The organism is Comamonas aquatilis, assembly GCF_965139575.1.
Lineage (GTDB): Bacteria > Pseudomonadota > Gammaproteobacteria > Burkholderiales > Burkholderiaceae_C > Comamonas > Comamonas aquatilis.
Genome location: NZ_CBCSIW010000001.1, coordinates 101,887 through 127,115 on the forward strand (window position 1 = coordinate 101,887; position 25,229 = coordinate 127,115).

Consider the following 25,229-nt stretch of genomic DNA (forward strand, 5'->3'; position numbering starts at 1 on the left):
CTCAGTCTCTCAAGGCGCGGCCTCAGGGCCGCGTTTTTTTATGCAGCTCAGGGCCATGGCGACCAGGGCATCGAGCAAGTCGCTGGATTGCGCTTGCTCTGGCATGTCCTGCACGGCGCTGTGAATGATTTCGCGTAGGCCCTGACCCATGAGGTAGGCCGCCAGCTGCAGATTGTCGGTCTGTACCTCGCTCGCATGCATTTGCAGCAGCGGCAGCCAGGTGGTGTTGATGAATTCCTGCCGGCTGGCTTGCGGCGCGTGCCACAGCCCCAGGTGCAGGGCGCTGCGATAGCGGGCATGAAACCCATGACTGAGTCGGTTCAGGCGCAGCTCCACCCGGATCATGTTGGCAAACACCTGGCGCAGCACGGCTTGCAGCGGCAGCCCGTGCAGCTGCTCGCGCATCTGAAAAAGCTGTTGGGACTCCTGATCGAGCAGGCGCTCATAGACCGCCGCAATCATGGATTCCTTGTTCGGGAAGTACTGGTAGATCGAGCCCACGGTGGCTCCCGATACCTCGGCAATCCGGTTCACGGTCAGCGCATCTTCGCCTTCCTTTTCCAGAATGCGCAGGCAGGCCTCGGCAACCGCATCGACCAGGGCCTTGGAGCGCGCCTGCATAGGTAGCTTGCGCGGCTGGGGCAACTGATCTTTGGGAAGAGGTGGCGATGTGGCGTCCATGAAATGCAAGTGCCATTTTCGGTGGCTGGGGTTGTGCGTGTTTTTTCCTGTTGTATCAATGGCTTGCGGTTTCTCTGTGGGTAGCTGAATGCGAGTGGAAAAGCCTCGCTTCGCTCTCTAGACTTTGCAGCCAGGAAGCTCTCCATCCTAGCGGCAAAGAGCGACTTGAAGCGCTTGAGGCAGCGTGCTGGAGGAGACCCAAGCGCTGCACTCAGGCAAGACATTGCATAGAGGAGAAAAACATGTCACCCCCCTTGACGGTACGGGCTCTGGGCCCGCGCATTGGTGCCGAAGTGCTGAAGCTGGATCTGACAGGCAAGCTGTCGGCACAGACCTTGCAGCAGCTGGAAGCGGCCCTGGTCCAACATGAAGCCCTGGTGTTGCATGTGCCTGAGTTGACGCCCGAGCAGCAGCTGGCAATGGCCCTGCATTTTGGTGAACCCGAGGTGCACACCTTCTATCCCAATCTGGGGCAGGGTTATGAGCAGATCACGGTGATTGACTCCAAGCTGGGCGACCGTGCCGATATGTGGCACCACGACGAGAGCTTTCTGCCCAGTCCTCCCATGGTCACCATGACCCATGCGCGCATTCTGCCGCCCACGGGTGGCGATACCTGCTGGATCAGCATGACCAGCGCTTATGACGCGCTGTCTGCGCGCATGAAGCAGTACCTCGAGGGTCTGCATGCCTGGCATGACATGAATGCACCCATGACGGCCGCGCTGCAGCAGGGTGTCGTCACCCACGAGCGCTATGTGCAAGTGGTGACGCAGAACCGCCGGCATCTGCACCCCATGGTGCGCGTGCATCCGGTCACGGGCCGCAAGGCGCTGTACATCAGTCCCACCTACGTCACGCATATCGACGGTCTGCCGCCGGCCGAAAGCCGCGCCATCCTGGCCTATCTGCACGCACATTGCATGCAGGTGGAGTTCATGTTCAAGCACCGCTGGACGCTGGGCGACATGGTGATCTGGGACAACCGCAGCGTGGTGCACAACGCCATCCTCGACTATGCCCCGCATCAGCGCCGCATGCACCGTGCCTCGGTGTTCGCACGCCAGGGCACTGCCACCAGCCAGCAAGACAACAAGGAGGCCGCATGCGCCACGACGGTTTGAATCAGGAACTGCTTTCCAAGTACGCGCCGCGCCCGGGTCGCAAGCCCTTGCTGCCCGCGTTGAATGAGCGCCAGCAAGTCGCGCTGCTATGCCGCGTGCTGTCCCGCGAAGGCTATAACGACCATATTGCCGGCCATATCACGCTGCGCCTTGATGACGGCAGCTATCTGGCCAACCCCTGGGAGCTGACCTGGAGCGAGTTGACCGCTTCCGACATTCTGCGGCTCGATGCGCAAGGCAATGTGATGGAGGGCGAGTGGAATATCACGCCCGCCATTCAGCTGCATATCGATGTGCACAACCGGCGCCACGATGTGCGGGTGGTGATTCACAACCACCCCGAGTGGAGCTCGGTCTGGTCGGCCACGGGCAAGGTGCCGCCGGTGTATGACCAGACCTCGGCGCTGGTCGATACCGACCCCGTGGTCTATGACGAATACCGTGGCACGGTGGAGCAGCGCGAACTGGGCAATGCCGTCGCCAACGCGCTGGGGCAGAACAAATGGGCGCTGCTGGCCAACCATGGCGCGCTGGTGGTTGCCAATGGCGTGCGTCAGGCCCATTTGCGCGCCATCACGCTGGAGTGGCGCTGCCGCCTGGCCTGGCGGGTGCAGGCGCTGGGCGGCGGCCATCCTTTGAGTGAGTCCGTGGTGCAGGCCACAGGGGGGCGCACGGACCTCAATGGCTTCCCCTTCCTGTGGGAAGCCATGTGCCGCGAGGAAATCCGTCGCGATCCCTCGGTGCTCGAGTAAGCCCTTTCCTCGTATTCCTCGCATTCCTCGCATTCCTCGCTTTCCGTCGCTTCCCGCAGCTTGGCTTGCGGGAAGCGAGGAATGTCCTCGCTCCTCTGAAAGCTCCTCTCATGACTACCCCAGATCCGCGTCCCCATCTGCTGTTGGTGACGCCTGTTCCACCGAGCTTGCGCGAGTGCTTGCATAGACACTTTGTGCTGCACGACGATGCGGAGCTGGCTCATGGCCAGCGCATGGCGCTTGCCGGCCAGGTGCGCGCCATGTTGTGCAATGCGCAATCGGTGGTGAGCCGGGCACAGATGCAGCAATGGTCTGCGCTGGAGATGATTTCCGTCATCGGCGTGGGCATGGATGGCATCGATCTGGTTGCCGCTGCAGAGCTAGGCATAGCGGTGCGGAACACGCCCGATCTGTCCACCGAAGACATTGCGGATCACACACTGGCCTTGCTGCTGGCGGCCGCACGGCAGCTTGTCCAGGCCCACCGCTTTGTGCAGCAGGGGCGCTGGCTGCAGGGTCGTCATCCGCCCGGCATGCGCGTTTCGGGCCGGCGCCTGGGCATTGTGGGCCTGGGTCGCATTGGCCGTGCCGTGGCCCGACGGGCGCAGGCCTTTGATATGTCGATTGGCTATACCGGGCGCTCACCCAAGGCCGATGTGGCCTATCGCTGGTATGACAGCGTGCTGGAGCTGGCCGCCGAGGTGGATTTTCTGGTGGTCTGCGCCAGCGGCGGCGTGGCCACGCAAGGGCTGATCGATGCAGCGGTGCTGCAGGCATTGGGAGCGCAAGGCGTGCTGGTCAATATCGGCCGGGGTTCCATCGTGGAAGAAGACGCGCTGCAGCAGGCGCTGCAAAGCCGCACGATTGCCGCTGCGGCCCTGGATGTGTTTGCCCATGAGCCGGCAGTGCCCGAAGCCTTGCGGAATCTGCCCAATATCGTGCTCACGCCGCATATGGCCAGCTCTACGGTCCAGGGTCTGCAGGCCATGCTGGTGCAGGCCGAGGCGCAGCTGCTTGAACATTTCGGTTTGCTTGAAACTGCGGGCTGAGTCAGATCAAGTTTTTAAGCCATTCGCATGCGGAGAGATCGCAGGGCTTGACATTCACATCATGTCAATCTTTAAAGTCACATCCAACGTGAATGGAGAAGACTATGAATGCATTGGCGAAAAATGGCGTTGTGGAGTTGCAGGTCGAAGGCATGACCTGCGCCTCCTGCGTGGGCCGTGTTGAGCGCGCACTCAAGAAAGTGCCGGGCGTGCAGCAGGCCGTGGTCAATCTGGCCACTGAAAAAGCCAGTCTGACCATTGATGACCCCGCTCAGGCTTCGGTCATCTTGCCGCAGGTGGTGGCGGCTATTGAAAAGGCCGGCTATGTCGTGCCAACGCAAAGCGTGGACTTGCAGGTCAATGGCATGACCTGCGCCTCCTGCGTGGGCCGGGTGGAGCGGGCCTTGAAGAAAGTGCCTGGTGTGCAAAGCGCCACCGTCAACTTGGCCACCGAGCGTGCCAGCGTGCAGCTGCAGGGCGATACCGAGGTCAGCGCCTTGATTGCAGCCATTGCCAAGGCCGGCTATGAAGCCCAGCCCGTGGCGCAGAACGCCGCAACCGCAGGCGAAGACGCCGCCGCCGAGCGTCAGGCAGCCGAGCGTGCCTCGCTCAAGCGGGCGCTGACGATTGCTACGGTGCTGGCGCTGCCCGTTTTCATTCTGGAAATGGGCGGCCATATGGTGCCGGCCTTCCACCACTGGATTGCGGGCACCATCGGTACGCAGACCAGTTGGCTGATTCAGTTTGTGCTGACGGCGCTGGTGCTGGTCGGCCCCGGTCGGCGCTTTTTTGAAAAAGGCGTTCCCGCCCTGTTGCGCGGCGCGCCGGACATGAACTCTCTGGTGGCCGTGGGCACGGCGGCGGCCTTTGCCTACTCGGTGGTGGCGACCTTTGCCGCGCAGCTGTTGCCGGCCGGCACGGTGAACGTGTACTACGAAGCTGCGGCCGTCATCGTGGTGCTGATCCTGCTGGGCCGCTTTCTGGAGGCGCGTGCCAAGGGTAATACCTCCGAAGCGATTCGCCGTCTGGTGCAGTTGCAGGCCAAGACGGCGCGCGTGCGTCGTGATGGTGTGGTGCAGGAAATCGACATTGCTCAGGTGCATGCCGGCGATGTGATCGAGGTCCGCCCCGGCGAGCGCATTCCCGTCGATGGTGAAGTCATCGAAGGCCAGAGCTTTGTCGACGAATCCATGATCAGCGGCGAGCCGGTGCCGGTGGAGAAAACCGCAGGCGCTGAAGTCGTGGGCGGCACGATCAATCAAAACGGCGCCTTGGTGTTCAAGGCCACCAAGGTCGGTGCCGATACGCTGCTGGCGCAGATCATCCGTATGGTGGAGCAGGCCCAGGGCAGCAAGCTGCCGATTCAGGCCCTGGTGGACAAGATCACCATGTGGTTTGTGCCGGCCGTTATGGCGGCTGCGCTGCTGACCTTTGTGGTCTGGCTGATCTGGGGCCCGTCGCCCGCGCTGAGCTTTGCCCTGGTCAATGCCGTGGCCGTGCTCATCATTGCCTGCCCTTGCGCCATGGGTCTGGCCACGCCGACTTCCATCATGGTGGGCACGGGCCGGGCTGCGCAAATGGGCGTGCTGCTGCGCAAGGGCGAGGCCTTGCAGCAGCTCAAGGATGCCAAGGTGGTGGCGGTGGACAAGACCGGCACTCTGACCAAGGGTCGCCCCGAGCTGACGGATCTGGTGCTGGCCGATGGCTTTGAATACAGCGCCGTGCTGGCCCAGGTCGCGGCAGTGGAAGATCGCTCCGAGCACCCGATTGCGCGTGCCATTGTGGATGCGGCCAAGGCGCAGCGGCTGACGACTCCCGGCATTGAGGCTTTTGAATCCGTCACCGGCTTTGGCGTGCGCGCTGTGGTGGGCGGCGTCAAGGTGGAAATCGGTGCCGACCGTTTCATGCGCGAGCTGGGTCTGGATGTGGCCCACTTTGCCGCCGAAGCTGCCCGCTTGGGCGATGAAGGCAAGACGCCTTTGTATGCCGCCATAGGTGGCCGGCTGGCGGCCATGATTGCCGTGGCCGACCCGATCAAAGCCAGCACCAAGCCGGCCATTGATGCCCTGCATGCGCTGGGCCTGAAAGTGGCAATGATCACCGGCGACAACCAGTACACGGCCCGCGCCATTGCGCGCCAGCTGGGCATTGATGAAGTCGTGGCCGAGGTGTTGCCGGGCGGCAAGGTCGAGGCCGTGCAGCGCCTCAAGGCCGAACATGGCACGCTGGCCTATGTGGGCGACGGCATCAACGACGCCCCTGCGCTGGCCGAGGCCGATGTGGGCATTGCGATCGGCACTGGCACCGATATCGCGATCGAAGCGGCCGACGTGGTGCTGATGTCCGGCGACCTTGCCGGCGTGCCCAATGCGATTGCGCTGTCCAAGGCCACGATGAAGAATATCGGCCAAAACCTGTTCTGGGCCTTTGCCTATAACGTGGCTTTGATTCCGGTGGCTGCCGGCCTGCTCTACCCCTTCAACGGCATGCTGCTGTCGCCGGTTTTTGCCGCGGGTGCCATGGCGTTGTCCAGCGTGTTCGTGCTGAGCAATGCGCTGCGGCTCAAGCGTTTCAAGCCTGCGCTCTGATGGCTTGCCTGGCGGCGGTAGCGCACCGTCAGGTGGCTTGTTGAGTTCCTTTTTTATAGCGAAAAGCGCTTATGAATAAAGGGGTTGATGCCTATTTAATGCAAAAAAGCGCTGAATTCAGCGCTTTTTTGATGGGCAGAAGGCTTAGCGGGGTAGCTGCGGCACGTCCACAAAATCATCCAGGCTCAGGCCTTTTTCCTTGAGCAAGGCTTCGAGCACGGGCTTGAGGCGGCCCAGGCTGGTTTCCACGGTTTCGCGCACCGTATCCACCACCACCTGGGTGCTGCGCTCGATCTCGATGTTGACCAGATCGCCCACGCGCTTGTTGCCGAACACCGTCATGCGCAGGGTCTCGGGAATCAGCCAGACCTCGAACCAGCCCTCCTTGCGGTTGACTTCGGAGACGGTCAGGCTGGCGCCATTGACAGCGATATAGCCCTTGGCAAACACATAGGCGCGAAAGGCTTCGGGAATGCCGAAGCGGATCTTGTGATTGGTGTCGGTGCTCAGCACTTCCAGCAGCGGCGCGGTGAAGTCCACATGGCCGGACAGCGGATGGCCGCCAATCTCGGCGCCGTCCCTGGCCGCGCGCTCCACATTGATGGCATCGCCCACCTGGTAGCGGCCCAGTGTGGTGATGTTCAGGCTTTGCAGCATCACATCGAAGCTGGCCGTGGTAGGCGATAGGTTTTCCGTCACCGTCAGGCAAACGCCGTCGTGGGAGACGCTGGCGCCAATGGCCAGCTCCTGGCAAAAGCCCTCGGGGAACTCCATGGTGAAAGTGCGCAGACCGTCCTGGTCGCGCAGCGCGGCAATCTTTGCCACGGCCTGAATGATGCCGGTAAACACGGATGGGTCTCTCTTTTCAACAGGCCGGGCGCAAGACGCCGCAGCCATGGTTCAAAGCCCTTATTTTGCCTGCTTGTGCCTTCGCCCCGCAGCGCTCAGGCCAAGGAGGGCTGGCCTTCCCAAAATCCGCTGATCAGGCCTTGGGGCTTTTTGAGGGCCCGTACCCAGGCGCAGTCAGGCCAGGCCTGCATCTGCACATTCATGCCGGCAAACACGCCATAGCCGGAGCCGGCAGCTATTTCGCCGTCGGCCTGCAGCGTCTCGCCAGCGCGAATGCTGCAGGCTGCGCGGATATCGCCCAGGGCCTTGATACCCCAGCCCGCCTGTATGTGGTTGCCGCAGTCGATGCTGTCATTCGATGCAATGCCGTCACCCGCTTCCAGCAGGCCCTGCACGGCCACGCGGCCACCGGCACGCAGGCCTTTGGTGCAGGTCAGACGGCCTTGCACCTCAATCTCCTGACCGACGTGCAGGCCGCCTTTGAGCGTTACATCGTCGCCGCAGCGCAGCTCCCAGCCCGCACGCAAATCGGCAGCACGAATCTTGCCCTGGACTTCCACGCTCCACGCGGCCTTGATATGGCCCCCTGCCTGCAGCAGTTCATCGCAAAAAATGGCGCCTTCGCACTGCAGGTCTTCGCCCGCTTCCAGCTTGCCGGCACGAATGCCGCCACCCACCTGCAGGCTGCGGCCCACCAGCAACTGGCCGCTGACGCGCACATCGCCGCGCACGATCAAGGTGCCGGCATAGACAAAGTTGTCGGCCTCCAGGTGCTCCACTTCCAGCACGGTGTTGGTGCTGCCGAAATTCTCCAGCAGCCAGCGTGCATCATCGACACGGCCGGCGGCCACTTGCGTGTCCATGGCGGCCTGGTAATCACCGCCGCTCAGGTTGTTGCGAACAAACCAGCGGTAACCCATGGCGCAAGGGTTTTTGCCGCGCAGAAAAGTTTGTGAGAGTTCCATGTCCATGGCCAAGCCTCCGAGATAGGGTTCGGGAAAGCGGGCGCGTGGCTAGGCTGTCTGAGCAGACGTGGATAGGCCTTTCCCTTGCGCCTGCAGTTTGCAAGTGCTTGGGGCCGTGCGGAGGGAGGTTGGTGTGCCTTAGACCTTCCGCACGGCGGCGGAAAGCATGGCCGTGACACCGCTCAGGCTCACGAAGGCGGTGGGAACTCCATGGCGCAGTGCTTGCTGGGTGCGCAGCACGCAGGCACGCGCAGCCTGTACCGTCGCAAGCGAGGTGCGGTGCAAGCGGGCAGCGGGTGACTGGGTGATGCAGGCCATGGAGGGGAGGGGATTCTTGAGTCCGAATTATGCCGCGTGACATTGCCGGGCGCAGCCGCCAGCGCCAGAGCCCCTGACGCCGGTGCCGATTGTGTGCTTTACCGGCTTTGCTGCACGGCGGTGCGCAGCCGCTCCACGGCCTGCTCAATCTGCGCCACCTCGGGAGCGGCAAACGACATGCGCAGCGTGTGCAGATCGGGGTCGGCCGGATAGAAGGCCTTGCCCGGCACATAGATCACGCCCTGGGCCACGGCGGCATCGAAAAGCTTTTGCGGATGGATGCTTCGGTCCAGCTCGGCCCAGACAAACATGCCGCCTGCAGGGCGCGAGCAGCGTATGCCGCTGTCCGGCCCCGTGCTCAGGCCTTGGACCAGGGCCTGCATGCGGCGCTGGTATTCCTGGCGGGCGCGTTGCACCGTGGCCGGGTAGCGGCCGCTTTGCAGATAGCAGGCCGCCACCATCTGCGTCAGCGCAGAGGTGCACAGATCGGCCGTCTGCTTGGCCACGGTGCAGCGGCGCAGCAGCGGGGCGTCGGCCAGCATCCAGCCCACGCGCAGCGCAGGCGCCACAGTCTTGGACAGGCTGGACAGATAGACGACCGGGTTGTGGCCGGCCTCTGCCAGTCGTTGGCCTGTGCCGCGTACGGTGGCGGGCATGGTTTCTGGCAGGCCTGAGACATCGTCAAAGCGCAGCTCGCCATAGGGATCGTCTTCTACCACCCAGAAGCCGTATTGCAGGGCCAGTTGCACCAGGGCTGCGCGGCGCTCGCCCGTCAGCAGCGTGCCGCGCGGGTTGGAGAAGTTGGGCACGCTGTACAGCAGCTTGGGGCGTTGCGCTGCGGGCAATGCTGCCAGCAGTTCGGCCAGGGCTTCGGTCTGCAGTCCGTGCTCGTCCATGGGAATGGGCAGGATGCGGGCCTGGGCCAGGCGCAGGGCCTGCAGCGTGGCGGGGTAGGCGGGAACCTCGACCAGCACCGTGTCGCCGGGCTCCACCAGTACACGCACCAGCAGGTCGAAAGCTTGCTGCGAGCCCGTGGTCACCAGAATGTCGGCGGCCGTGGCCTGCATGCCGCGCTCCTGCGCCTGCAGTGCCAAAGCCTCACGCAGCTCGGGCAGGCCTTCGGTGGCGCTGTATTGCAGCGTGGCCGAACCCTGTGTCATGGCCTGCTGGGCTGCCTGGGCCAGGCCTTCGGCATCAAACAGGCTGGGTGAGGGGTAGCCGCCGGCCAGCGAGATCATGCCGGGGCGGGACAGATAAGGAAACAGCTCGCGTATGGGCGAACCGGCAGGTTCGGCAAACGGTGCGGCAAAAGCGGCCAGCGATGTGTGCTGGTTCACGTTTTGGTTCATGCCAGGGCTCCGCTCAGGCTGTCGCGCACCTGCGCCATGGACTGCTGCTGGGCGCGTTCGTACAAGGCGATTTCGTCATGGACGCGGGCGCCCAGGGCGTTTTCGAAGACCTGCTGCGCCGCATGGGCCTGGTATTGTTTTTGCTCCTCGCCGCCCAGGTTGGACTGGAAGATGCCGGCAGCGCTCACCGGCAGAAAGTCTTCGTAGGTGATGGGTTCGGCCTGTACCAGGCCCTTGGCGATCAGCGCTTCCAGCTCTTCATGGTCGGCCGTCTGGCCGGCCTGGGCCAGGCCTTGCTCGGTCAGGCTGTAGCGGTAAAAGGCCAGGCCCTGCTGGCGCAGCGCTTCGTGCGTGTCGGGAAACTGCGTGAAGACCTGCTGCAGGCGGCTCGCATAGTCGGCCGAGGCGCTGCCGGCGTTGTCCATGCTGCGCACCTGGGCCAGCAGTTCGTCGTACAGGGCGCGTCCCTGGCGCGTCAGCGCCACGCCGCGCTGCTCGATCTCGCCGAAGCGGGCGGTGTGGGCACCGGCGCGGGAGGCATCGACAGCGTCATCGGTAAAGCGTATGGCTTCCTTGAGTGCCTTGAAGCTGGTCTGGCGCAGCAAGATAGGGCAGGCGCGCTGGGGCGGGCCTTCCACCACGTCCTTGGCATCCATGCCGCGCTCCGGCATGCCGGCCTGGGCGGTATCAATGTCCAGCGTGCGCGGCGTCAGATGGTTGATGTGCGGGCCTTTGAAACAGACCACATCGGCCACCAGGCGGTGCGATTTTTGCAGTGCATCGTAGGTGGTTGCGTCCACGGTGGCATCGCTATGCCAGCGGAAAGTCTCCAGCGCCTCCTGCACAAAAGCGTCGGCATCCTGGCTGTCCAGACCGCCGCTGCGCTCGGCCTGCTCTATCAGCGCCAGGGCGCGGGGTGTGAAGATCTGGCGGCGGTCCAGGATTTCGGCGGCCTGGGCGCGCAGCGCCGCATCGGCGATCAGCTCCAGGCGCAGCAGCGAGGTAAAGACCCGAAACGGATTGGCGCGCAGTGCGTCTTCATCCACCGGGCGGAAGGCCGTGGAATGCACGGGCACGCCGGCCACCGAAAGGTCGTAATAGCCCACGGGCTCCATGCCCATCACGGCAAACAATCGACGCAGCGTGGCCAGCTCCTGTGCGCTGCCCACGCGGATGGCGCCGTGGCGCTCCACATCCAGGCGCTCCAGCTCGCCGCTCCTGGCCATGCGCTGGCGCAGCTCAGCGTCGGCATGCAGGGTCAGAGCGTTGACATCGGCCACCAGCTCGATCAGCGTGCCGTATTGCGGAACTTCCTTGCGGTACATCTCGGACATGGCGCGCGAGAAGCGCGTGCGAATGTCGTTGCTGGAAACAAAGCGGCTGGAGTTGGTATGCGTGGCGCTCATGACAGAACTAAAGGGCTGGGGGTCGTGGGGCGGCTGAACCAAGGGTTTTGCCGCAGAGATATGCAAGATGTTGGGCGGCTGCCTGATTTTGGTCAAACGATAATCCCGCCTGTAGGTCATACCCAAACGGAATGATCGCCAGCAGCTCTCTTTCTCCCTCGCCCCCACCATGCAGCTTTCCCGTCGTTTTCTGCCTCCCATGTCTCTGTTGTGCGCTTTCGAGGCTTCGGCGCGGCTGCAGAGCTTTACTGCGGCGGCGTCCGAGTTGCATCTGACGCAAAGCGCCGTCAGCCGCCAGATCCGTGCGCTGGAGGAACGCCTGGGCACGGCGCTTTTTGTGCGCGAGCGCCAGACCGTGCGGCTCAGCGCCGCAGGCCAGGCCTATGCGCAGGAGATTCGCGCCGCCCTGGTGCGCATCTCCAATGCCACGCTGGGCTTTCGCACCAATCCGCAGGGCGGCAGCCTGAATCTGGCCATCCTGCCCACGTTTGGCACGCGCTGGTTGGCGCCAAGGCTGCCGCAATTCTTCAGCGCCCATCCTGGCATCACTATCAATCTGACCACGCGGTTGTCGCAGTTCGACTTTCAGCTGGAAGCCGTGGATGCGGCCATCCATTTCGGCCTGCCTCACTGGCCGGGTGCGGAGCTGGAGTTCTTGATGAGCGAGACCGTGGTGCCGGCCTGCAGCCCGGACGTGGTGGATCGCCACCGGTTTGCCCAGCCGCAGGACTTGCTGCGTGCGCCGCTGCTGCACCTGGCCTCGCGCCCCGATGCCTGGCGGCGCTGGTTCGGCAGTCAGGCTTGCCAGGTCAGCGATATGCAGGGCATGTTGTTCGATCAGTTCGCCACGGCGGCCCAGGCGGCGATTGCCGGGGTGGGTGTGGCCTTGCTGCCCAAGTTTCTGATCCAGCGCGAGCTGCAGAGCGGCGACCTGGTCCAGGCCTTGCCGCAGCTGCCCGAGGTCGAAAGTGCCGAGCGCTATTACCTGGCCTGGCCCAACAGCCGCTCCAGCTATCCGCCGCTGCTGGCTTTTCGCGGATGGCTGCAAGAGGCCAGCCAAGGTTTCAAGGACGGAGCCTCAAAGCCATAAAAAAAAAAGAGCTGCTTGCGCAGCTCCTATGGGCTTCAGAGCGTGTTTTGCATTGAGATGAGGGCCGTCAACGCTTGCACGCCAGACGCTCAGATCCGGATGCCGGCCTTTTTGATGATGGCCGCGTTGTTGTCACTTTCCTTGCGCAGCAAGTCCGTGAATGTGGCAGCGCTTTGCCGCAAGGCGATGTTGTCCGTGGCGTTCAGCAGGTCCTGAATTTCCTTGGTTTGCACCTGCTGCTGCACCAGGGCATTAAGCTTTTCCACAATGCTCGCTGGCGTGCCCGCCGGAGCCATAAAGCCGAACAGGGAGGTGAGGTTGGCCTCTGGCACGCCCAGTTCTGCCAGGGTCGCCACTTTGGGCTGATTGGGCGCACGTTGAGGGCCCGTGGTTGCCAGCACGCGCAACTTGCCTTGTTCGATCAGGCTGTTGACGGTCGAAAACGGGTTGCCCATCATGATTTCGAAATGCGCGCCTACCGCATCGGTGACGGTCTGCCCCACGCCTTTGTAGGGCACATGGATGAACTGCGCGCCGGTCTTGGCCTGAATCTGCTCCACCATGATGTGGCCGACCGAGCCTATCCCCGAGGTGGCAATGCGAACACTGCCCGGATTGGCTTTGGCTTGCGCAATCAGGTCTTGCCAGCTGCTGCCCTTGAACGCGGTGGTGGCCAGGACATAGACGGGCGAGTACATCATGGGGACGACCGCCGTAATGTCTTTGAACGGATCGTAAGGCAGCTTCATCAGGTGCGGTGACAGCGTCAACGGGCTGATGGCGCTGAGCGCCAGCGTGTAGCCATCGGGAGCAGCCTTGGCCATTTCTGCCATGCCAAGCGTGCCGCCTGCTCCGCCTTTGTTTTCGACAACAAAGTTGTGTCCCAGGACTTGCCCCATCTTGTCCACGAGCTTGCGGCCCACACTGTCCGTCACACCGCCGGCGGCATACGGAATCACGACCCGAACGGGTTTCTGGGGCCAAGGGCTTTGTGCCTGGACGGCTGGCAGGCCCAGCGCTATGGCGCTTGTGAGCATGAAATGACGACGTTGCATGATGGTGCAGTTCCTCTCTGTGCTTGCAGTGTTGCTGAGCTGATGCCTGGGTGCATGCGATGCATGCAACGGCATCTTGGGCGCTCAAGGCAAACGCTGCAATTTTTATGCCCTTGTGTCTGGGGATGACAGATGGGCTTGCACCAATGTGCTTTGGTAGCTCATCTGCGGGCTGCTTACGATGCGTAGGCTTCCAGCGGCTTGTCGTTGGGGTTTTGCAGCAGCTGCTTGAGGGTGTCGCTCATGGGCAGGTTCAGCGGCATTTCCTTGGGCGGAATGGGCTGCATAAACCACTTGTCGTAGACCTTGGCCACTTCGCCGCTCTTCATCATGCGCATCAGCGCGTCGTCCACGGCCTTCTTGAACGTGGGGTCGTCCTTGCGCATCAGCAGGGCGATGGGTTCGGACCCCAGCACCTCGCCCACGATCTTGTAGCCCTTGGGGTCCTTGGAGTTGGCCAGCACGCCGGCCAGCAGATTGTCGTCCAGCACAAAGGCATCGGCGCGGCCGGACTCCAGCATCAGAAAGCTTTCGAAGTGGTCCTTGCCCAGCTGGGTCGGCAGCTTCACATTGTTTTCGTGGCCGAATTTGCGCAGCAACTGCACGGCGGTGGTGCCGGTCGATGCCGCCACGGTCTTGCCGTCCAGCTGCTTGAACGAGGTGACGGGCGAGTCCGCACGCACGGCCATGCGCACCTGGCTGACATAGGTGGTGACGGCGAAGGACACCAGCTTCTGGCGGCTCAGGTTGTTGGTCGTGGGGCCGCAGCCCAGGTCTACCGTGCCGTTCTGCACCAGGGGCATGGTGTTCTGGGCCGTGATGGCCATGTACTCAATCTTGGCGCTGGGAGCGACCTGGGCCAGCACCTTCTCGCAAAGCTCCACGTGGTAGCCGGCGAAGCGGTGATTGGCGCCTATGGCGTAGGCCATGGGTGCCGAGCTTTCGCGCACGCCGATGACGACCTTGCCGGATTTCTGAACCTTGTCCAGCGTTCCGCCGGGCGCAGTCTGTGCCTGGGCGCCAAAAGCGGCCAGAAGGGCGGTACATGCCAGCGTTATGTTCGCGGTCATCAAGCGCATGGGGGTGTCTCCTCGGGATATAGGTGAAAGCAAAAGCGCAATGCGGTTGTTTTTCAGTCCTCCATGGTGCTACGCATTGCCTGCAGCCCATGAAGCAGGCATCAACCAACGGCTGCGTAGCGGGTCAGAGCCTTCTCTGAGCAGCCTGCAAGCATCCGTCAAGTGCCTGCATCAACTATCCGGCAATTGCGGCTGCCGTCATAACGATGAAACGGAAGAAGGTCATGCTTGCGGCGTATGACCTGCAGGCCGCAAGGCCGTCATGAGGCGGCAGATTGTGCTTTTGGGTAACATCTGCGCCTATTGCACAGGCCCGCGCGCACATATGTCCGGCGTGTCCTGCCTGGTGCCGCCAGGGCCGGGCCGTGCAGAAGCTGCCGGGCCCGGGCTCTATTTTCGGTTCGCGCAGCGCAGGCCCGCAAGGGCGCCACGGAAGAATCCTGGCATGCGTGAACCTGTTTTGAGACAGATTCCATGACTGCCAACACACCCCCCTCATTCCTCAGCCGCATCGCCATTGCGATCGGCAGCTTTTTTGCCATCCTAGGCAACGGCCGCCTGGCCGCCGATGTGAACCGCGTACGCGCCGGTGAAGCCTTTGCCGCCGATGTGGCGCCCAAGGAAGTGCGCGTCGAAGTGCCCGTGGAGAAAATCGTCGAAGTCCGCGTGGAAATCCCGGTCGAGAAGATCGTGGAAAAAACAGTGGAAAAGCGCGTCGAAGTGCCGGTGGAGCGACTGGTCGAAAAGACCGTGGAAGTGCCCACCGATACCGCAGCCCTGCAACTGCTGGGCCTGATGCAGCGCGAAGCACGCTTTGTGGATTTCGTCCAGGAAGACGTGGCGCCCTATACCGATGCCGAAATCGGCGCTGCCGCCCGTGTGGTGCATGAAGGCTGCCGCAAGGTGCTGCGCGAGCATTTCACCATTGCTCCCGTGCGCTCCGAGGCCGAAGGCTCCCGTCTCACGCTGCAGGCCGGCTTTGACGCCTCCGCCGTACGCCTGACCGGCAATGTGGTCGGCCAGGCCCCGTTCACCGGCACGCTGTCCCACCGTGGCTGGCAAGTCACCGACGTCAAGCTGCCCCAGCTGACCGACATCCAGGCTGCCAAAGTTATCGCCCAAGCCGAAGTGGAGCTGTAAGCATGAATATGTTCTCTTCGATTGCTGCCTCCGGCCATGCTGCGCAGACCCCTGCCGTGGATGCTGCAAATACCGTAGCTGCCAACGCACAAACAGCCAGTGCTACAGGCCAAAATCGCTCTGAATCTGCGGCGCAGTTCAGCATCGGTATCGACCTGGGCACCACGCATTGCGCGCTGTCCTATGTGGACAAGACCGCCAGCGACGGCGAGAAGATCGTCCAAGGCGTGCTGGACATTCCCCAGCTTTCGGCTCCGGCCAGCGTCGAGGCCCAGCCTCTGCTGCCGTCCTTTCTCTACCTGCCGCATGAAAGCGAGCTGAGCGAGGCCGAGCGCAACTTGCCCGGCGCGGCAGCGCAGGATTTCATCGTCGGTGAATTCGCCCGCAGCCGTGGCGCGGCCACACCGATTCGTCTGGTCAGCAGCGCCAAAAGCTGGCTCTGCCACCCTGGTGTCGATCGCCGCTCGCCCTTGCTGCCAGCCGATGCACCTGAAGAAGTCAGCCGCATCTCGCCGCTGACGGCGTCTATCCGTTATCTCGAGCATCTGCGCTGGGCCTGGGAACAAGCCCACCCCGAGGCTCCGTTTGCCCAGCAAGACATCACCGTCACCATTCCCGCCTCCTTCGACCCCGCCGCGCGCGAGCTGACGGCCGAGGCCTGCAAGGCTGCCGGTTTCAACAAGCTCACGCTGCTGGAAGAACCCCAGGCCGCGCTTTACAGCTGGATTCAGGCCAGCGGAGGCGACTGGCGCAAGCAGGTCAACAACGGTGACGTGATTCTGGTCGTGGACGTGGGCGGCGGCACCACCGACCTCTCGCTGATCGCCGTGCGCGAACGCGAAGGCAATCTGGAGCTGCAACGCATTGCCGTGGGCGAGCACATCTTGCTCGGTGGCGACAATATGGACCTGGCCCTGGCCTATGGCGTGGCCCGCAAGCTGGCGGCCGAGGGCAAGCAGCTAGACGCCTGGCAAACCCGCGCCCTGGCCCACGGCTGCCGCGCTGCCAAGGAGCAGCTGCTGGCCGACGAAAACCTGCAAGCCGTGCCCGTGGTTGTGCCCAGCCGTGGCAGCAAGCTCATCGGCGGCAGTATCCGCACCGAAGTCACGCGCAGCGAAGTGTTGGCCATGTTGGTCGAAGGTTTCTTCCCCAAGGTTGCTGTCAGCGCCAAGCCCCAGACCCGCGCCCGTGCTGCGCTCACGCAACTGGGCCTGCCTTACGCACAAGACGCAGCCGTTACCCGCCATCTGGCCGCCTTCCTGACCCGCCAGGTCAATGCACTGGCCGAGATCGATGGTCTGAACGCCGAGCAGGTGGATGGTTCCACCTTCCTGCACCCCACGGCCATTCTGTTCAACGGCGGCGTGCTCAAGGCTCCGCAGATCGAACAGCGCATTCTGGAAGTCATCAACGGCTGGCTGGACGAAGAAGCGTCCGAACCCGCCCGCCTGCTGGATGGCGCCAATCTCGACCTGGCCGTCGCCCGTGGCGCGGCCTACTACGGCCATATTGCCACCAGCGGCCGCGGCGTGCGCATCCGCGGCGGCACCGCCCAGTCCTACTACGTGGGCGTGGAAAGCAATATGCCGGCCATCCCCGGCATGGAGCCGCCCATGTCAGCCTTGTGCCTGGCACCGTTCGGCATGGAAGAGGGCACGGAAGTGGCCTTGACCGATCTGGAACTGGGTCTGGTCGTCGGCGAGCCCGTGCGCCTGCGCTTCTTCGGCTCCTCCGTGCGCCGCACCGATCAGGTCGGCACCATGCTGGATTTCTGGGGCCCCGAAGAGCTGGTGGAGCTGCAGGAGATCGAGCTGAACCTGCCTGCTGCCGGCCGTGCCGCCGGCGAGGTCGTGCCTGTGACCCTGGAAGCGCGTGTGACCGATATCGGCACACTGGAACTCAATGCCGTGCCCGTGGGTGGCACCGACCGCTGGAAGGTGGAGTTTGATGTGCGGGCCGAGACTTCGGCGGAAGTTGCCGAGTAAAGCCGCTTAGTTGCTTGATTGAGAAAGCCCGCTGACCGGATGGTTGGCGGGCTTTGTTGTTTTTGGCTGTTTTAAGCCTCTAGCGCTGATGCAGAAAGCGCTAGGAGCTATGAGTCTTGATTGGATTTTGCTGTGGCGATGTTGCCTTAGGCCGGGATTTCGCCCCGGCGGGCGACTCACTTTCTGTCGCCAGAAAGTAAGCAAAGAGCGCAACCCGACTGTCTGCGTCCCTGCGCTTCGCTACGGGCAAACCTGCGTCACGCAATCCAGTCTGCGGTGCCAATGCCCGCAGCCTGAACCACGTGCCGCAGGCGTAGACACACGGGAGGGTGCGGACGGCCTGCCGGTTTGTGACGAAATTGGCTTTTAGTTCTTATTCCATTTACTGTAGCAGCTATCTCTTTTGATAAAGAAGCTATCTCGCATTCGGTCTTGCCCCTTGTGCCCCGCCTGCGGCGGCGGCCTCTTGTGGCGGGCGGCTGCACCGCAGAGTGCAGACGCATCAATTTCTAACTTGCGGCCGTTTGTCTAAACGGAGCGGCTTGCCGCGAAGTGAGTTGGGCCGCACAGCAACAAGAGGTTGACGGCGCAGGTTGCCCGCAGGCGAAGCCGGAGGGACGGGGGCAGTTGGGGCTGTGTTCTTTGCTTACTTTCTTGCACAAGCAAGAAAGTAAGTCGGCAGGCGGGCCGAGACCCGTCCTCTGTCCTGAACCTCAGTCAATGCAGCTGTATGCCCTGTGAATCTGGAGGGAGGACGGAGATTGGTGAATCTCCCAAACACGGCCACAGGCGAAAAGAACTGCACTCCACAGTCCTTGCTGCCAATTGTTACGATCAGCCACCTCCGTAGCGTATCGTCCCTGGCTTCATGACTGTCAATTCCACTCAGCCCGCTTATATAGTCGGCATCGATCTCGGCACCAGCCACACGGTCGTCGCAAGCGTTTCGCTGACCGGTGCGGCGGGCGATATTGCGTTGCTGGATATTCCCCAGCGCAGCGCCGCAGGCGAAGTCGTGGCCCTGCCCCTGCTGCCTTCGGTGCGCTATCAGGCGGCACCTGGCGAGCTGGGTGATAGCTGGCAGCAGCCCTGGCCTCCGCAGGGCGCAGATGAGGCCGCGCCCGCCGTCATCGGCCGCTGGGCTCGAGACCTGGGCACGGCCGTGCCTGGCCGACTGGTGGCCAGTGCCAAAAGCTGGCTCTCGCATACCGGCGTGGATCGCACGGCGCCCATACTGCCCTGGGGCGCTGACGAGGAGGTGGTCAAGGTCTCGCCGCTGGCGGCATCAAGCTCGTATCTGGCCCATGTCAAAGCGGCCTGGGATAAGGCTCACCCTGAAGCGCCGCTGCAGGCGCAAACCGTGGTGCTGACCGTGCCCGCCTCGTTTGACGAAGGCGCGCGTGCGTTGACGCTGGAGGCAGCGCAACTGGCCGGTTTGCCCGGTGTGCAACTGCTGGAAGAGCCCAAGGCCGCGTTTCATGACTGGCTGCTGCTGCAAGGCGAGCAGCTGGCGGCCCAACTGGCCGACAGCCGCCTGGTGCTGGTGGTGGACGTGGGCGGAGGCACCACCGATTTGACGCTGATCCGCGTGGAGGCCGACCCCGAAGGCGGCCTACCCACGCTGACCCGCACCGCCGTGGGCGAGCATTTGATGCTGGGCGGCGACAACATGGATTTGGCGCTGGCACATCAGCTCGAACCGGCTTTTGCAGATGAGGGTAACAAGCTGCCGGCCCAGCGTTTTGCCCAGCTGGTGCAGCGCTGCCGCGTGGCCAAGGAACAGTTGCTGGCACAAGATGCGCCCGAGCAGCTCAGCATTACCTTGCTGGGTGGCGGTAGCCGTTTGCTGGCGCAAACCCAGACCGCCACGTTGACGCGCACGCAGGTGCAGAGCCGCGTGGTCGAAGGCTTTCTGCCGCCCGCGCAGATAAGCGATGTGCCGGCCAAGCGCCAGGGCGCGCTGCGCGGTTTTGGTCTGCCATATCCGGCCGATGCGGCCATCAGCCGCCATCTGGCGCAGTTTCTGAGTCTGCACGCAGGCGGTGCTTTGCCAGATACCGTGCTGCTCAACGGCGGCGTGTTCCATGCCCATGCGCTGGTGCAGCGGCTGACTGACTTGCTTGGCCAGTGGCGCGGCAAAGCGGTGCGCGTGCTGCACAACCCGCATCCGGACTGGGCCGTGGCGCGTGGCGCGGCGGCCTATGGGCTGGCACGGGTGCAGGCCGAGTTGCAAGAAAAATCAGAGGTCAATCGGCCTGCGGTGCAAGCACAGCAAGCGCTGGCAGCTATCAAAACCATGATTCCCCGGATTGGCGGCGGTGCGGCGCGCAGCTACTGGCTGCTGCTGCCGGGAAAAAAAGGCCAAGCTCCCCAAGGCCTGTGCCTGCTGCCGCGCGGCACGGAAGAGGGCGTGCGCATCGTGCTCTCGGGCCGGCGCTTTGCGCTCAAGCTGGGCCAGGCCGTGCGCTTCAATCTGTTGGCCAATAGCCAGAGCAGCGTCCCCGTGCAGGCCGGACAGATAGCGCCTTTGACGGGCGACGGCTGGGTGGAGCTGCCCCCGTTGGCCACCGTGCTGCCCGTGCCCGAAGGCCTGGCCGCTGCGCAGGTGGAGGTGCAGCTGCAGGCCAGCATGAGCGAGGTCGGCACGCTGGAGGTGCGCTGCGTGGCCGTGCAGGATGCCGCCCAGTCCTGGCTGCTGCCCTTTGCCGTGCGCGGTGCGGTTGCTGCAGAAAACATAGCTGCCAGCGCAGATGCATCAAGCGCTGAAGAACCAAAAGGCTTGAATTCTCAGGCCACCAGGCTGCCCGAAGCCTTGGCGCTGATCGAGCGCATTTTTGGCACCCAGGCGCAGGAGGTGACGGCCAAGGAAGTACGCCAGCTGCGCCAATCGCTGGAGAAGGTGTTGGGCCCGCGCGAGGGCTGGGAGGTGGGCCTGCTGCGCGCCCTGTTTGATGCGTTGCTGGCCCGCGCCAAGCGCCGCCGCCGCACGGCCGAGCATGAACGCGTGTGGCTGAACCTTGCCGGCTGGTGCCTGCGCCCCGGCGTGGGCGCCGAGCTCGATGGCTGGCGCATGGCGCAGGTCTGGGCCTTGTATCCCCAGGGCCTGGGCCATGGTAAGGAAGCGGCCAACTGGACGGAATGGTGGGTCTTCTGGCGCCGCGTGGCGGCCGGTCTTAACGAAGAGCAGCAAATGCAGGTGCTGGAAGCCGTGGCCGGCCAGATGCAAAAAACCGTGCAGCAAACCACCCGCGCCGGCGGCAAATCAAGCCACGGCAGCTATGACGACATGCTGCGCCTGTTTGCCGCCATGGAAGCCGTGCCCTGGCAGTACCGCCAGGAGATGGGGCAGTGGATGCTGCAGCGCCTCGAGCGCGAAGGCGAAACCGTGCAGACCTGGTGGGCGATTGGCCGTCTGGCCGTGCGCCAGTCGCTGGCTGCCAATGCACATCTGGTGATGCCGCCCGAAGCCGCACAGGAGTTTCTGGACGCCACGCTGGCCCAGGACTGGCGCAAGAACGAAACCGCCATGTTCGCCGCCGTGCAAATGGCCCGCATGACCGGCGACCGCGCCCGCGATCTGCCCGATGCCGTGCGGGAGCAGGTGCTGGAAAAAATGCGCTCCAGCGGCGCGCCGCAGCGCTGGATAGAGCTGGTGGAGCAGGTGGTGCAGATGGAGGCCGAGGACCACAAACGCAGCCTGGGCGACAGCCTGCCGCCGGGGCTGGTGCTGCTGTAAAAGTGGCCTAATGTTGGGTTTCTTGTGAACTTTTGGAGCTTGAAAAGACTATGAGTCCGATTGCCTTTACATACCTGTGCGAAGGGAATGCCGAGTTCTATCGTTCTGTTGCTGCTGCCATCGAGGGCGAGTTTGAGGATTTTCATGAGGAGGAGGGGTGGACGAGCAATCCAAGCTACTTCCGCTCTCTGTTGGTTGTACCTGACGAGCCCCGTTTTTATGCGCAATATTTGGGCGAAATTGCAGGTGCTTTTTCCATATTTGTTGCTTCGTGCTTTGCGAAGAAGATATTTGATGAGCTATACGAGAGGACTGCTAAAAGGCCCGTTGGTATTTTTCTAGATCGTTTGCTATCGCGTGCTGATGGGAAAGCAGTTGAGATCCAGAATGTGATCTACCTAGAAGACATAAATGTTTGGGTAGTCATCCGCGCAGTGGTTAATGCCGGTGAGGCGGATGAGGTTGAAAGGCTTTTTCTTCAAGCGCATCGTGTAGCTCATACGTATTTGCAAATACATGGACGTCAGGCAGCCGTTCACTGTCATGCCATTCACGATGGACGAATTGATATAGAGCCTGTGCTGTATCAAGAGGTTGCTGAAGCCAAGCTTCCCAGAAAGAAATTCAATTGAAGATTGACGGCGCGTTTATGTGGTTTTCGAGTTGTCCATGAGTAGACGTAGTCGATTTGCTTTGAGCTTTCTAGCGGCGCTGGTTATCGCCATCGGACTTGCCTCTCGTCGGGGCTGGCTGCCGTTCCCGGCGGTGCTGGGCAACTACCCGGGCGATGCGCTGTGGGCCTGGGTCGTGTTCCTGTGCGTGGCCTGGGTCAAGCCATCCATGACGCGGTGGCGTTTGGTCGGCCTCTCTCTGCTGATCGCTTTTGCCATCGAGTTTCTGCAGCTCTATCAGGCGCCCTGGATGCAGGCGCTGCGCGCCAACAAGCTGGCGTATCTGGTGCTGGGCAATGGCTTTGATCCGCTGGACTTGGCGGCCTATGTGGTCGGCATAGGCTGGGGCGCGCTGGTGGATGCCTGCTGGCCCTGGCGCCGTGTGGCACAAGCGCAAGACTTGAACGCTTGAGCCGCGTGGGCGTGATGCGCTGCGGGGCTGCTGCGTACGCTGTTTAGAATCGGCCTGTCATACAACACAGGGATTGAGGTAACTGCCATGGGATTGCTGGACGGTATGTTGGGTAACGCATCCAAGATGGATGCGGGCAAGATTCAAGCGGAGTTTGCGCAGATTCTGGCGCCGGGCGAGAGGGTGGAGCATGCGTACCAACTGATCCGCGACTACTTCGTCTTTACCGACAAGCGCCTGGTGCTGGTGGACAAGCAGGGCATCACCGGCAGCAAGGTGGATTACCACTCCGTGCCCTACAAAAGCATTACCCACTTCAGCGTGGAGACCGGCGGAACCTTCGATCTGGATGCCGAACTGAAGATCTGGATTTCCGGCATGGCGACGCCTGTGCAAAAGCAATTCAACAAGAAACTGAGCATTTACGAAGTGCAGTCGATTCTGGCCAGCTATGTGCTGAAGTGAGTTGACAGAGTTGATCGCCGTGCATGTCTGGGGCAACAAGCCTTTGCCGCTGGTTGGCTTAGGGGGATGAGTCAGCCCGGCAGTTCAAACCCCGTTACCGCACCCTGCCCTGTCTGGGGTCAGGGGAAGTCCGGTTCAGTGCGGATGGAGAGCGCCACGCCTTTTCACGGCAGCTTCTGCACCGAAGCCCTGGCGCGCATACGCTCGGAATGGGCTGCCACGCGGGGGAAGTCGGCAATGTCCACGCCATCACCTTTAAGCCAACTGGCCAAGATGTACAGATAGCCATCGGCCACGGTGAATTGCTCGCCCATCACCCAGGGCTTGTCGCCCAGGTAGTGCTTCTCGATTACGGAAAAGCATTCGTACATATTCTGCTGCACCTTGGCGCGCATGGCGGCCTGAGCGGCTTCATCGTCGGCCCAGCGCGATGCCCGCATGCGGTGGGCGTGGGCAACATGCACGGTGGAGGCCAGATAGGCATTGAAATCCTGCATCTGAGCCAACGCGAAGGCATCGTCCAGCGGTGCCAGAGCGGCTTGCGGATAGGTCTGCGCCACATACAGAAGCAGCGCAGGAACCTCGGTCAGCACGCCTCTTTCGGTGACCAGCGCAGGCACGCGGCCCTTGGGATTGAGGGTCAGGTATTCGGGGCTGCGCTGCTCATGGTCGGAAAAGCTCAGCGTCTTGAGCGTGAACTGCGCGTCGGCTTCGTAGAGCGCAATCAGCACGACCTGAGCGCAGGTGCCGGCAGCATAGTACAGCGTGAGTGGGGTTGCCAAGGTCGGTCTCCAGAAATGAGGTGCCTGCCAGTGTAGGGCGCGCGCCGGTCTGCAGCCGCGGCCTGAATTCCCTGAAGGTGAGCGTTCATCCTGCTTGCCGATTGGCAGTCGCCCTGCATTGGTGTAACAAGGTCGTTCGCTGGCCTGAGGTGGCATGAAATGTGCTGTTCGTTTCAGGTATCAGCATGACAACAAGCATTACCCCATGAAAACCCCTCTGCACTACCTGGTTGCGGCAAGGCAAAACGAAATTGCCGAGCTGGAGCAGCTCGGCAGCGCTTGCGCCCTGGTCAGTCGCATGTCGCAGCTGATACATGCTCTGCAAAAAGAGCGGGGCCTGTCCAATATCTTTCTGGCCAGCGAGGGCTCGCAGGGCCGGGAGGAACTGGATCAGCACCAGCCTTGGGTGCAGCAGGCGATCACCGAGCTCAGTGCAACGCTGGAGGCCTTCAGCCTAGGCCTGTCCGGCGCGCATGGGGCGCGGCTTTTCAGTGCGATTGCCTATGCGCTGCAAGGGGTTGAGGCCTTGCCGCTGCTGCGGGCCCACCGGGATGGACAGCGGCTGACGCCCGAGGAAAGCACGCAGGCCTATATGCGCCTGGTTGCCGGCTGCCTGACCGTGGTATTCGAGGCGGCCGATAGCGCTTGCGATCCCGATATCTCCCGCACCCTGGTAGCCATGTTTCACTTCATGCAGGGCAAGGAGCTTACGGGCCAGGAGCGTGCCGCCGGTGCGGCCGCCTTTGCCAGCGGGGTGTGCAGCGCGGCACGCCAGCACCACTGGCTGCATCTGATTGAGTCTCAGGACAAGTGCTTTCAGGTATTTGCGGATTTTGCATCGCCGGCAGTGGCGGCCTGCTGGCAAACGCAAAACCAGTCCTGCGCGGATATGGCGGTGATCGAACGTTTGCGCCGTATTGCCTGCACCAGCCCGCCGGGCAGCACGCTGGACTGGGCGCTCAACAGCGTCTGGTTTGAAGCCTGCTCGCTGAGGCTGGATGCCATGCACCAAATTGAAGCCCTGCTGGCGCAGGAGCTGGAGAGCCTGTGCGATCAAAAGCTGGCGCTTGCCCGTACCAGTCTGTCTCAGCAGTTGCAGCGCTTGCAGTTGCCAGACGGTATGCCAGACCCGGCTCCAGGCCAGTCTGCGGATGGCATGCAGTTTTTCAACGAGCCTGCGCCTGGCATGCCCTGGCCCATGGACCTGGGCTGCGGGCCGCAGCTGGGGCGTTCCATTTTGTCTCTGGTGCAGGAGCAGGCGCAGCGCCTGCAGCTGATGCAGACGGAAATCGACAAGGCGAGAACCTCCTTGAAGGAGCGCAAGACGATTGAGCAGGCCAAGGGCGTGCTGATGAGCTACCGGCAGATGAGCGAGAGCGATGCCTACAAGCTCATACGCCAGACCGCCATGAACCAGAACCGACGCATGCTGGACGTGGCCGAGGCCGTATTGGCGACGGTGGAGTTGCTGCCTGCGGGAGTTGGCACCAAAGCGTAGCTCGATGGTGCAGATTCTCTGCTGCACCGCACCAAAGAAGGGCTGGCGAGGAGGTCGGCCCAGGGCTCTCCCTTTTGGCTGCGATGGGAAAAAGCTGGCATGAATTCTGCTTTGTCTTCTACATCAAGCAGGCCAAAGGCGGTCGGGCTTTAGCGTTATTACAAGTAGCTCAGGACAACGGCGTCCCTTTCTTCTCCGAACCGGGGAGGCAAGGACGCCGTTTTGTTTTGAGGTC

Annotated in this window: 21 protein-coding genes; 12 read left to right on the forward strand and 9 right to left on the reverse strand. The window is 62.7% G+C overall.

Annotation, left to right across the window (positions count from 1 at the left end; genetic code table 11):
- Nucleotides 1-9: 9 nt before the first annotated feature.
- Nucleotides 10-681, reverse strand: coding sequence for a TetR/AcrR family transcriptional regulator (locus tag ACNAZA_RS00430; RefSeq protein ID WP_415794414.1), 672 nt, complete (start codon nucleotides 679-681; stop codon nucleotides 10-12).
- 242 nt (nucleotides 682-923) lie between these two features.
- Here ACNAZA_RS00430 and ACNAZA_RS00435 point away from each other — a divergent pair, with 242 nt between their 5' ends.
- From ACNAZA_RS00435 to ACNAZA_RS00450, 4 genes are all read left to right on the forward strand, one after another.
- A complete protein-coding gene (locus tag ACNAZA_RS00435; RefSeq protein WP_415794416.1) occupies nucleotides 924-1,805 on the forward strand; it encodes a TauD/TfdA dioxygenase family protein in 882 nt (293 codons plus the stop codon).
- Complete coding sequence (locus ACNAZA_RS00440; protein WP_415794418.1) at nucleotides 1,787-2,557, forward strand: class II aldolase/adducin family protein; 771 nt, start codon at nucleotides 1,787-1,789, stop codon at nucleotides 2,555-2,557. The genes ACNAZA_RS00435 and ACNAZA_RS00440 overlap by 19 nt, the downstream gene beginning before the upstream one ends.
- A 110-nt stretch (nucleotides 2,558-2,667) precedes the next feature.
- Complete coding sequence (locus tag ACNAZA_RS00445) at nucleotides 2,668-3,606, forward strand: 2-hydroxyacid dehydrogenase (RefSeq protein ID WP_415794419.1); 939 nt, start codon at nucleotides 2,668-2,670, stop codon at nucleotides 3,604-3,606.
- 104 nt (nucleotides 3,607-3,710) lie between these two features.
- The gene (locus tag ACNAZA_RS00450) at nucleotides 3,711-6,194 is read left to right on the forward strand and encodes a heavy metal translocating P-type ATPase (RefSeq protein WP_415794421.1); all 2,484 of its coding nucleotides are present in this window, start codon (nucleotides 3,711-3,713) and stop codon (nucleotides 6,192-6,194) included.
- Between the two features lie 144 nt (nucleotides 6,195-6,338).
- On the opposite strand, the gene ACNAZA_RS00455 is transcribed toward ACNAZA_RS00450, so the two are convergent.
- The 5 genes from ACNAZA_RS00455 to hglS all read right to left on the reverse strand — a co-directional run bounded on the left by ACNAZA_RS00455 (nucleotide 6,339) and on the right by hglS (nucleotide 11,081).
- Nucleotides 6,339-7,043: a riboflavin synthase subunit alpha gene (locus ACNAZA_RS00455; RefSeq protein ID WP_415794423.1), complete on the reverse strand. Its 705-nt coding sequence runs from the start codon at nucleotides 7,041-7,043 to the stop codon at nucleotides 6,339-6,341.
- Between the two features lie 95 nt (nucleotides 7,044-7,138).
- Complete coding sequence (locus tag ACNAZA_RS00460) at nucleotides 7,139-8,014, reverse strand: hypothetical protein (protein WP_415794425.1); 876 nt, start codon at nucleotides 8,012-8,014, stop codon at nucleotides 7,139-7,141.
- A gap of 132 nt (nucleotides 8,015-8,146) precedes the next feature.
- The gene (locus ACNAZA_RS00465; protein WP_415794426.1) at nucleotides 8,147-8,326 is read right to left on the reverse strand and encodes a hypothetical protein; all 180 of its coding nucleotides are present in this window, start codon (nucleotides 8,324-8,326) and stop codon (nucleotides 8,147-8,149) included.
- A 98-nt stretch (nucleotides 8,327-8,424) separates the two neighbouring features.
- On the reverse strand, nucleotides 8,425-9,675 hold the full coding sequence (locus ACNAZA_RS00470; protein WP_415794429.1) for an aminotransferase-like domain-containing protein: 1,251 nt from the start codon (nucleotides 9,673-9,675) through the stop codon (nucleotides 8,425-8,427).
- A complete protein-coding gene (hglS, locus tag ACNAZA_RS00475; RefSeq protein ID WP_415794431.1) occupies nucleotides 9,672-11,081 on the reverse strand; it encodes a 2-oxoadipate dioxygenase/decarboxylase HglS in 1,410 nt (469 codons plus the stop codon). Before hglS ends, ACNAZA_RS00470 begins: the two co-directional genes overlap by 4 nt.
- A gap of 169 nt (nucleotides 11,082-11,250) precedes the next feature.
- Between hglS and ACNAZA_RS00480 the strand changes: the two genes are divergently transcribed.
- Nucleotides 11,251-12,171, forward strand: a complete 921-nt coding sequence (locus ACNAZA_RS00480; protein WP_415794434.1) for a LysR family transcriptional regulator — start codon at nucleotides 11,251-11,253, stop codon at nucleotides 12,169-12,171.
- 89 nt (nucleotides 12,172-12,260) lie between these two features.
- Here ACNAZA_RS00480 and ACNAZA_RS00485 read toward each other — a convergent pair whose 3' ends face one another.
- Together ACNAZA_RS00485 and ACNAZA_RS00490 are read right to left on the reverse strand one after the other, a co-directional pair.
- Nucleotides 12,261-13,226 (reverse strand): Bug family tripartite tricarboxylate transporter substrate binding protein, encoded by a 966-nt coding sequence (locus ACNAZA_RS00485; RefSeq protein WP_415794438.1) that lies wholly within the window; start codon nucleotides 13,224-13,226, stop codon nucleotides 12,261-12,263.
- Between the two features lie 176 nt (nucleotides 13,227-13,402).
- Nucleotides 13,403-14,305, reverse strand: a complete 903-nt coding sequence (locus ACNAZA_RS00490) for a transporter substrate-binding domain-containing protein (protein WP_415794439.1) — start codon at nucleotides 14,303-14,305, stop codon at nucleotides 13,403-13,405.
- A 474-nt stretch (nucleotides 14,306-14,779) separates the two neighbouring features.
- On the opposite strand from ACNAZA_RS00490, the gene ACNAZA_RS00495 reads away from it, so the two are divergent.
- The 6 genes from ACNAZA_RS00495 to ACNAZA_RS00520 all read left to right on the forward strand — a co-directional run bounded on the left by ACNAZA_RS00495 (nucleotide 14,780) and on the right by ACNAZA_RS00520 (nucleotide 22,714).
- A complete protein-coding gene (locus tag ACNAZA_RS00495; RefSeq protein ID WP_415794440.1) occupies nucleotides 14,780-15,445 on the forward strand; it encodes a DUF2760 domain-containing protein in 666 nt (221 codons plus the stop codon).
- Nucleotides 15,446-15,447: 2 nt separating this feature from the next.
- Nucleotides 15,448-17,430: an Hsp70 family protein gene (locus ACNAZA_RS00500; protein ID WP_415794441.1), complete on the forward strand. Its 1,983-nt coding sequence runs from the start codon at nucleotides 15,448-15,450 to the stop codon at nucleotides 17,428-17,430.
- Between the two features lie 868 nt (nucleotides 17,431-18,298).
- Complete coding sequence (locus ACNAZA_RS00505; protein WP_415794442.1) at nucleotides 18,299-21,166, forward strand: Hsp70 family protein; 2,868 nt, start codon at nucleotides 18,299-18,301, stop codon at nucleotides 21,164-21,166.
- Nucleotides 21,167-21,216: 50 nt separating this feature from the next.
- Nucleotides 21,217-21,798: a hypothetical protein gene (locus ACNAZA_RS00510; protein WP_415794443.1), complete on the forward strand. Its 582-nt coding sequence runs from the start codon at nucleotides 21,217-21,219 to the stop codon at nucleotides 21,796-21,798.
- A gap of 37 nt (nucleotides 21,799-21,835) precedes the next feature.
- Nucleotides 21,836-22,249, forward strand: coding sequence for a ribosomal maturation YjgA family protein (locus ACNAZA_RS00515; protein WP_415794445.1), 414 nt, complete (start codon nucleotides 21,836-21,838; stop codon nucleotides 22,247-22,249).
- Between the two features lie 87 nt (nucleotides 22,250-22,336).
- Nucleotides 22,337-22,714, forward strand: coding sequence for a PH domain-containing protein (locus ACNAZA_RS00520; RefSeq protein ID WP_415794447.1), 378 nt, complete (start codon nucleotides 22,337-22,339; stop codon nucleotides 22,712-22,714).
- 164 nt (nucleotides 22,715-22,878) lie between these two features.
- Here the strand turns inward: ACNAZA_RS00520 and ACNAZA_RS00525 are convergent, their stop codons facing one another.
- Nucleotides 22,879-23,496, reverse strand: a complete 618-nt coding sequence (locus ACNAZA_RS00525; RefSeq protein ID WP_415794448.1) for a glutathione S-transferase family protein — start codon at nucleotides 23,494-23,496, stop codon at nucleotides 22,879-22,881.
- A gap of 205 nt (nucleotides 23,497-23,701) precedes the next feature.
- Here ACNAZA_RS00525 and ACNAZA_RS00530 point away from each other — a divergent pair, with 205 nt between their 5' ends.
- Nucleotides 23,702-24,994, forward strand: coding sequence for a nitrate- and nitrite sensing domain-containing protein (locus tag ACNAZA_RS00530; RefSeq protein ID WP_415794449.1), 1,293 nt, complete (start codon nucleotides 23,702-23,704; stop codon nucleotides 24,992-24,994).
- The last annotated feature ends 235 nt before the right edge of the window (nucleotides 24,995-25,229 follow it).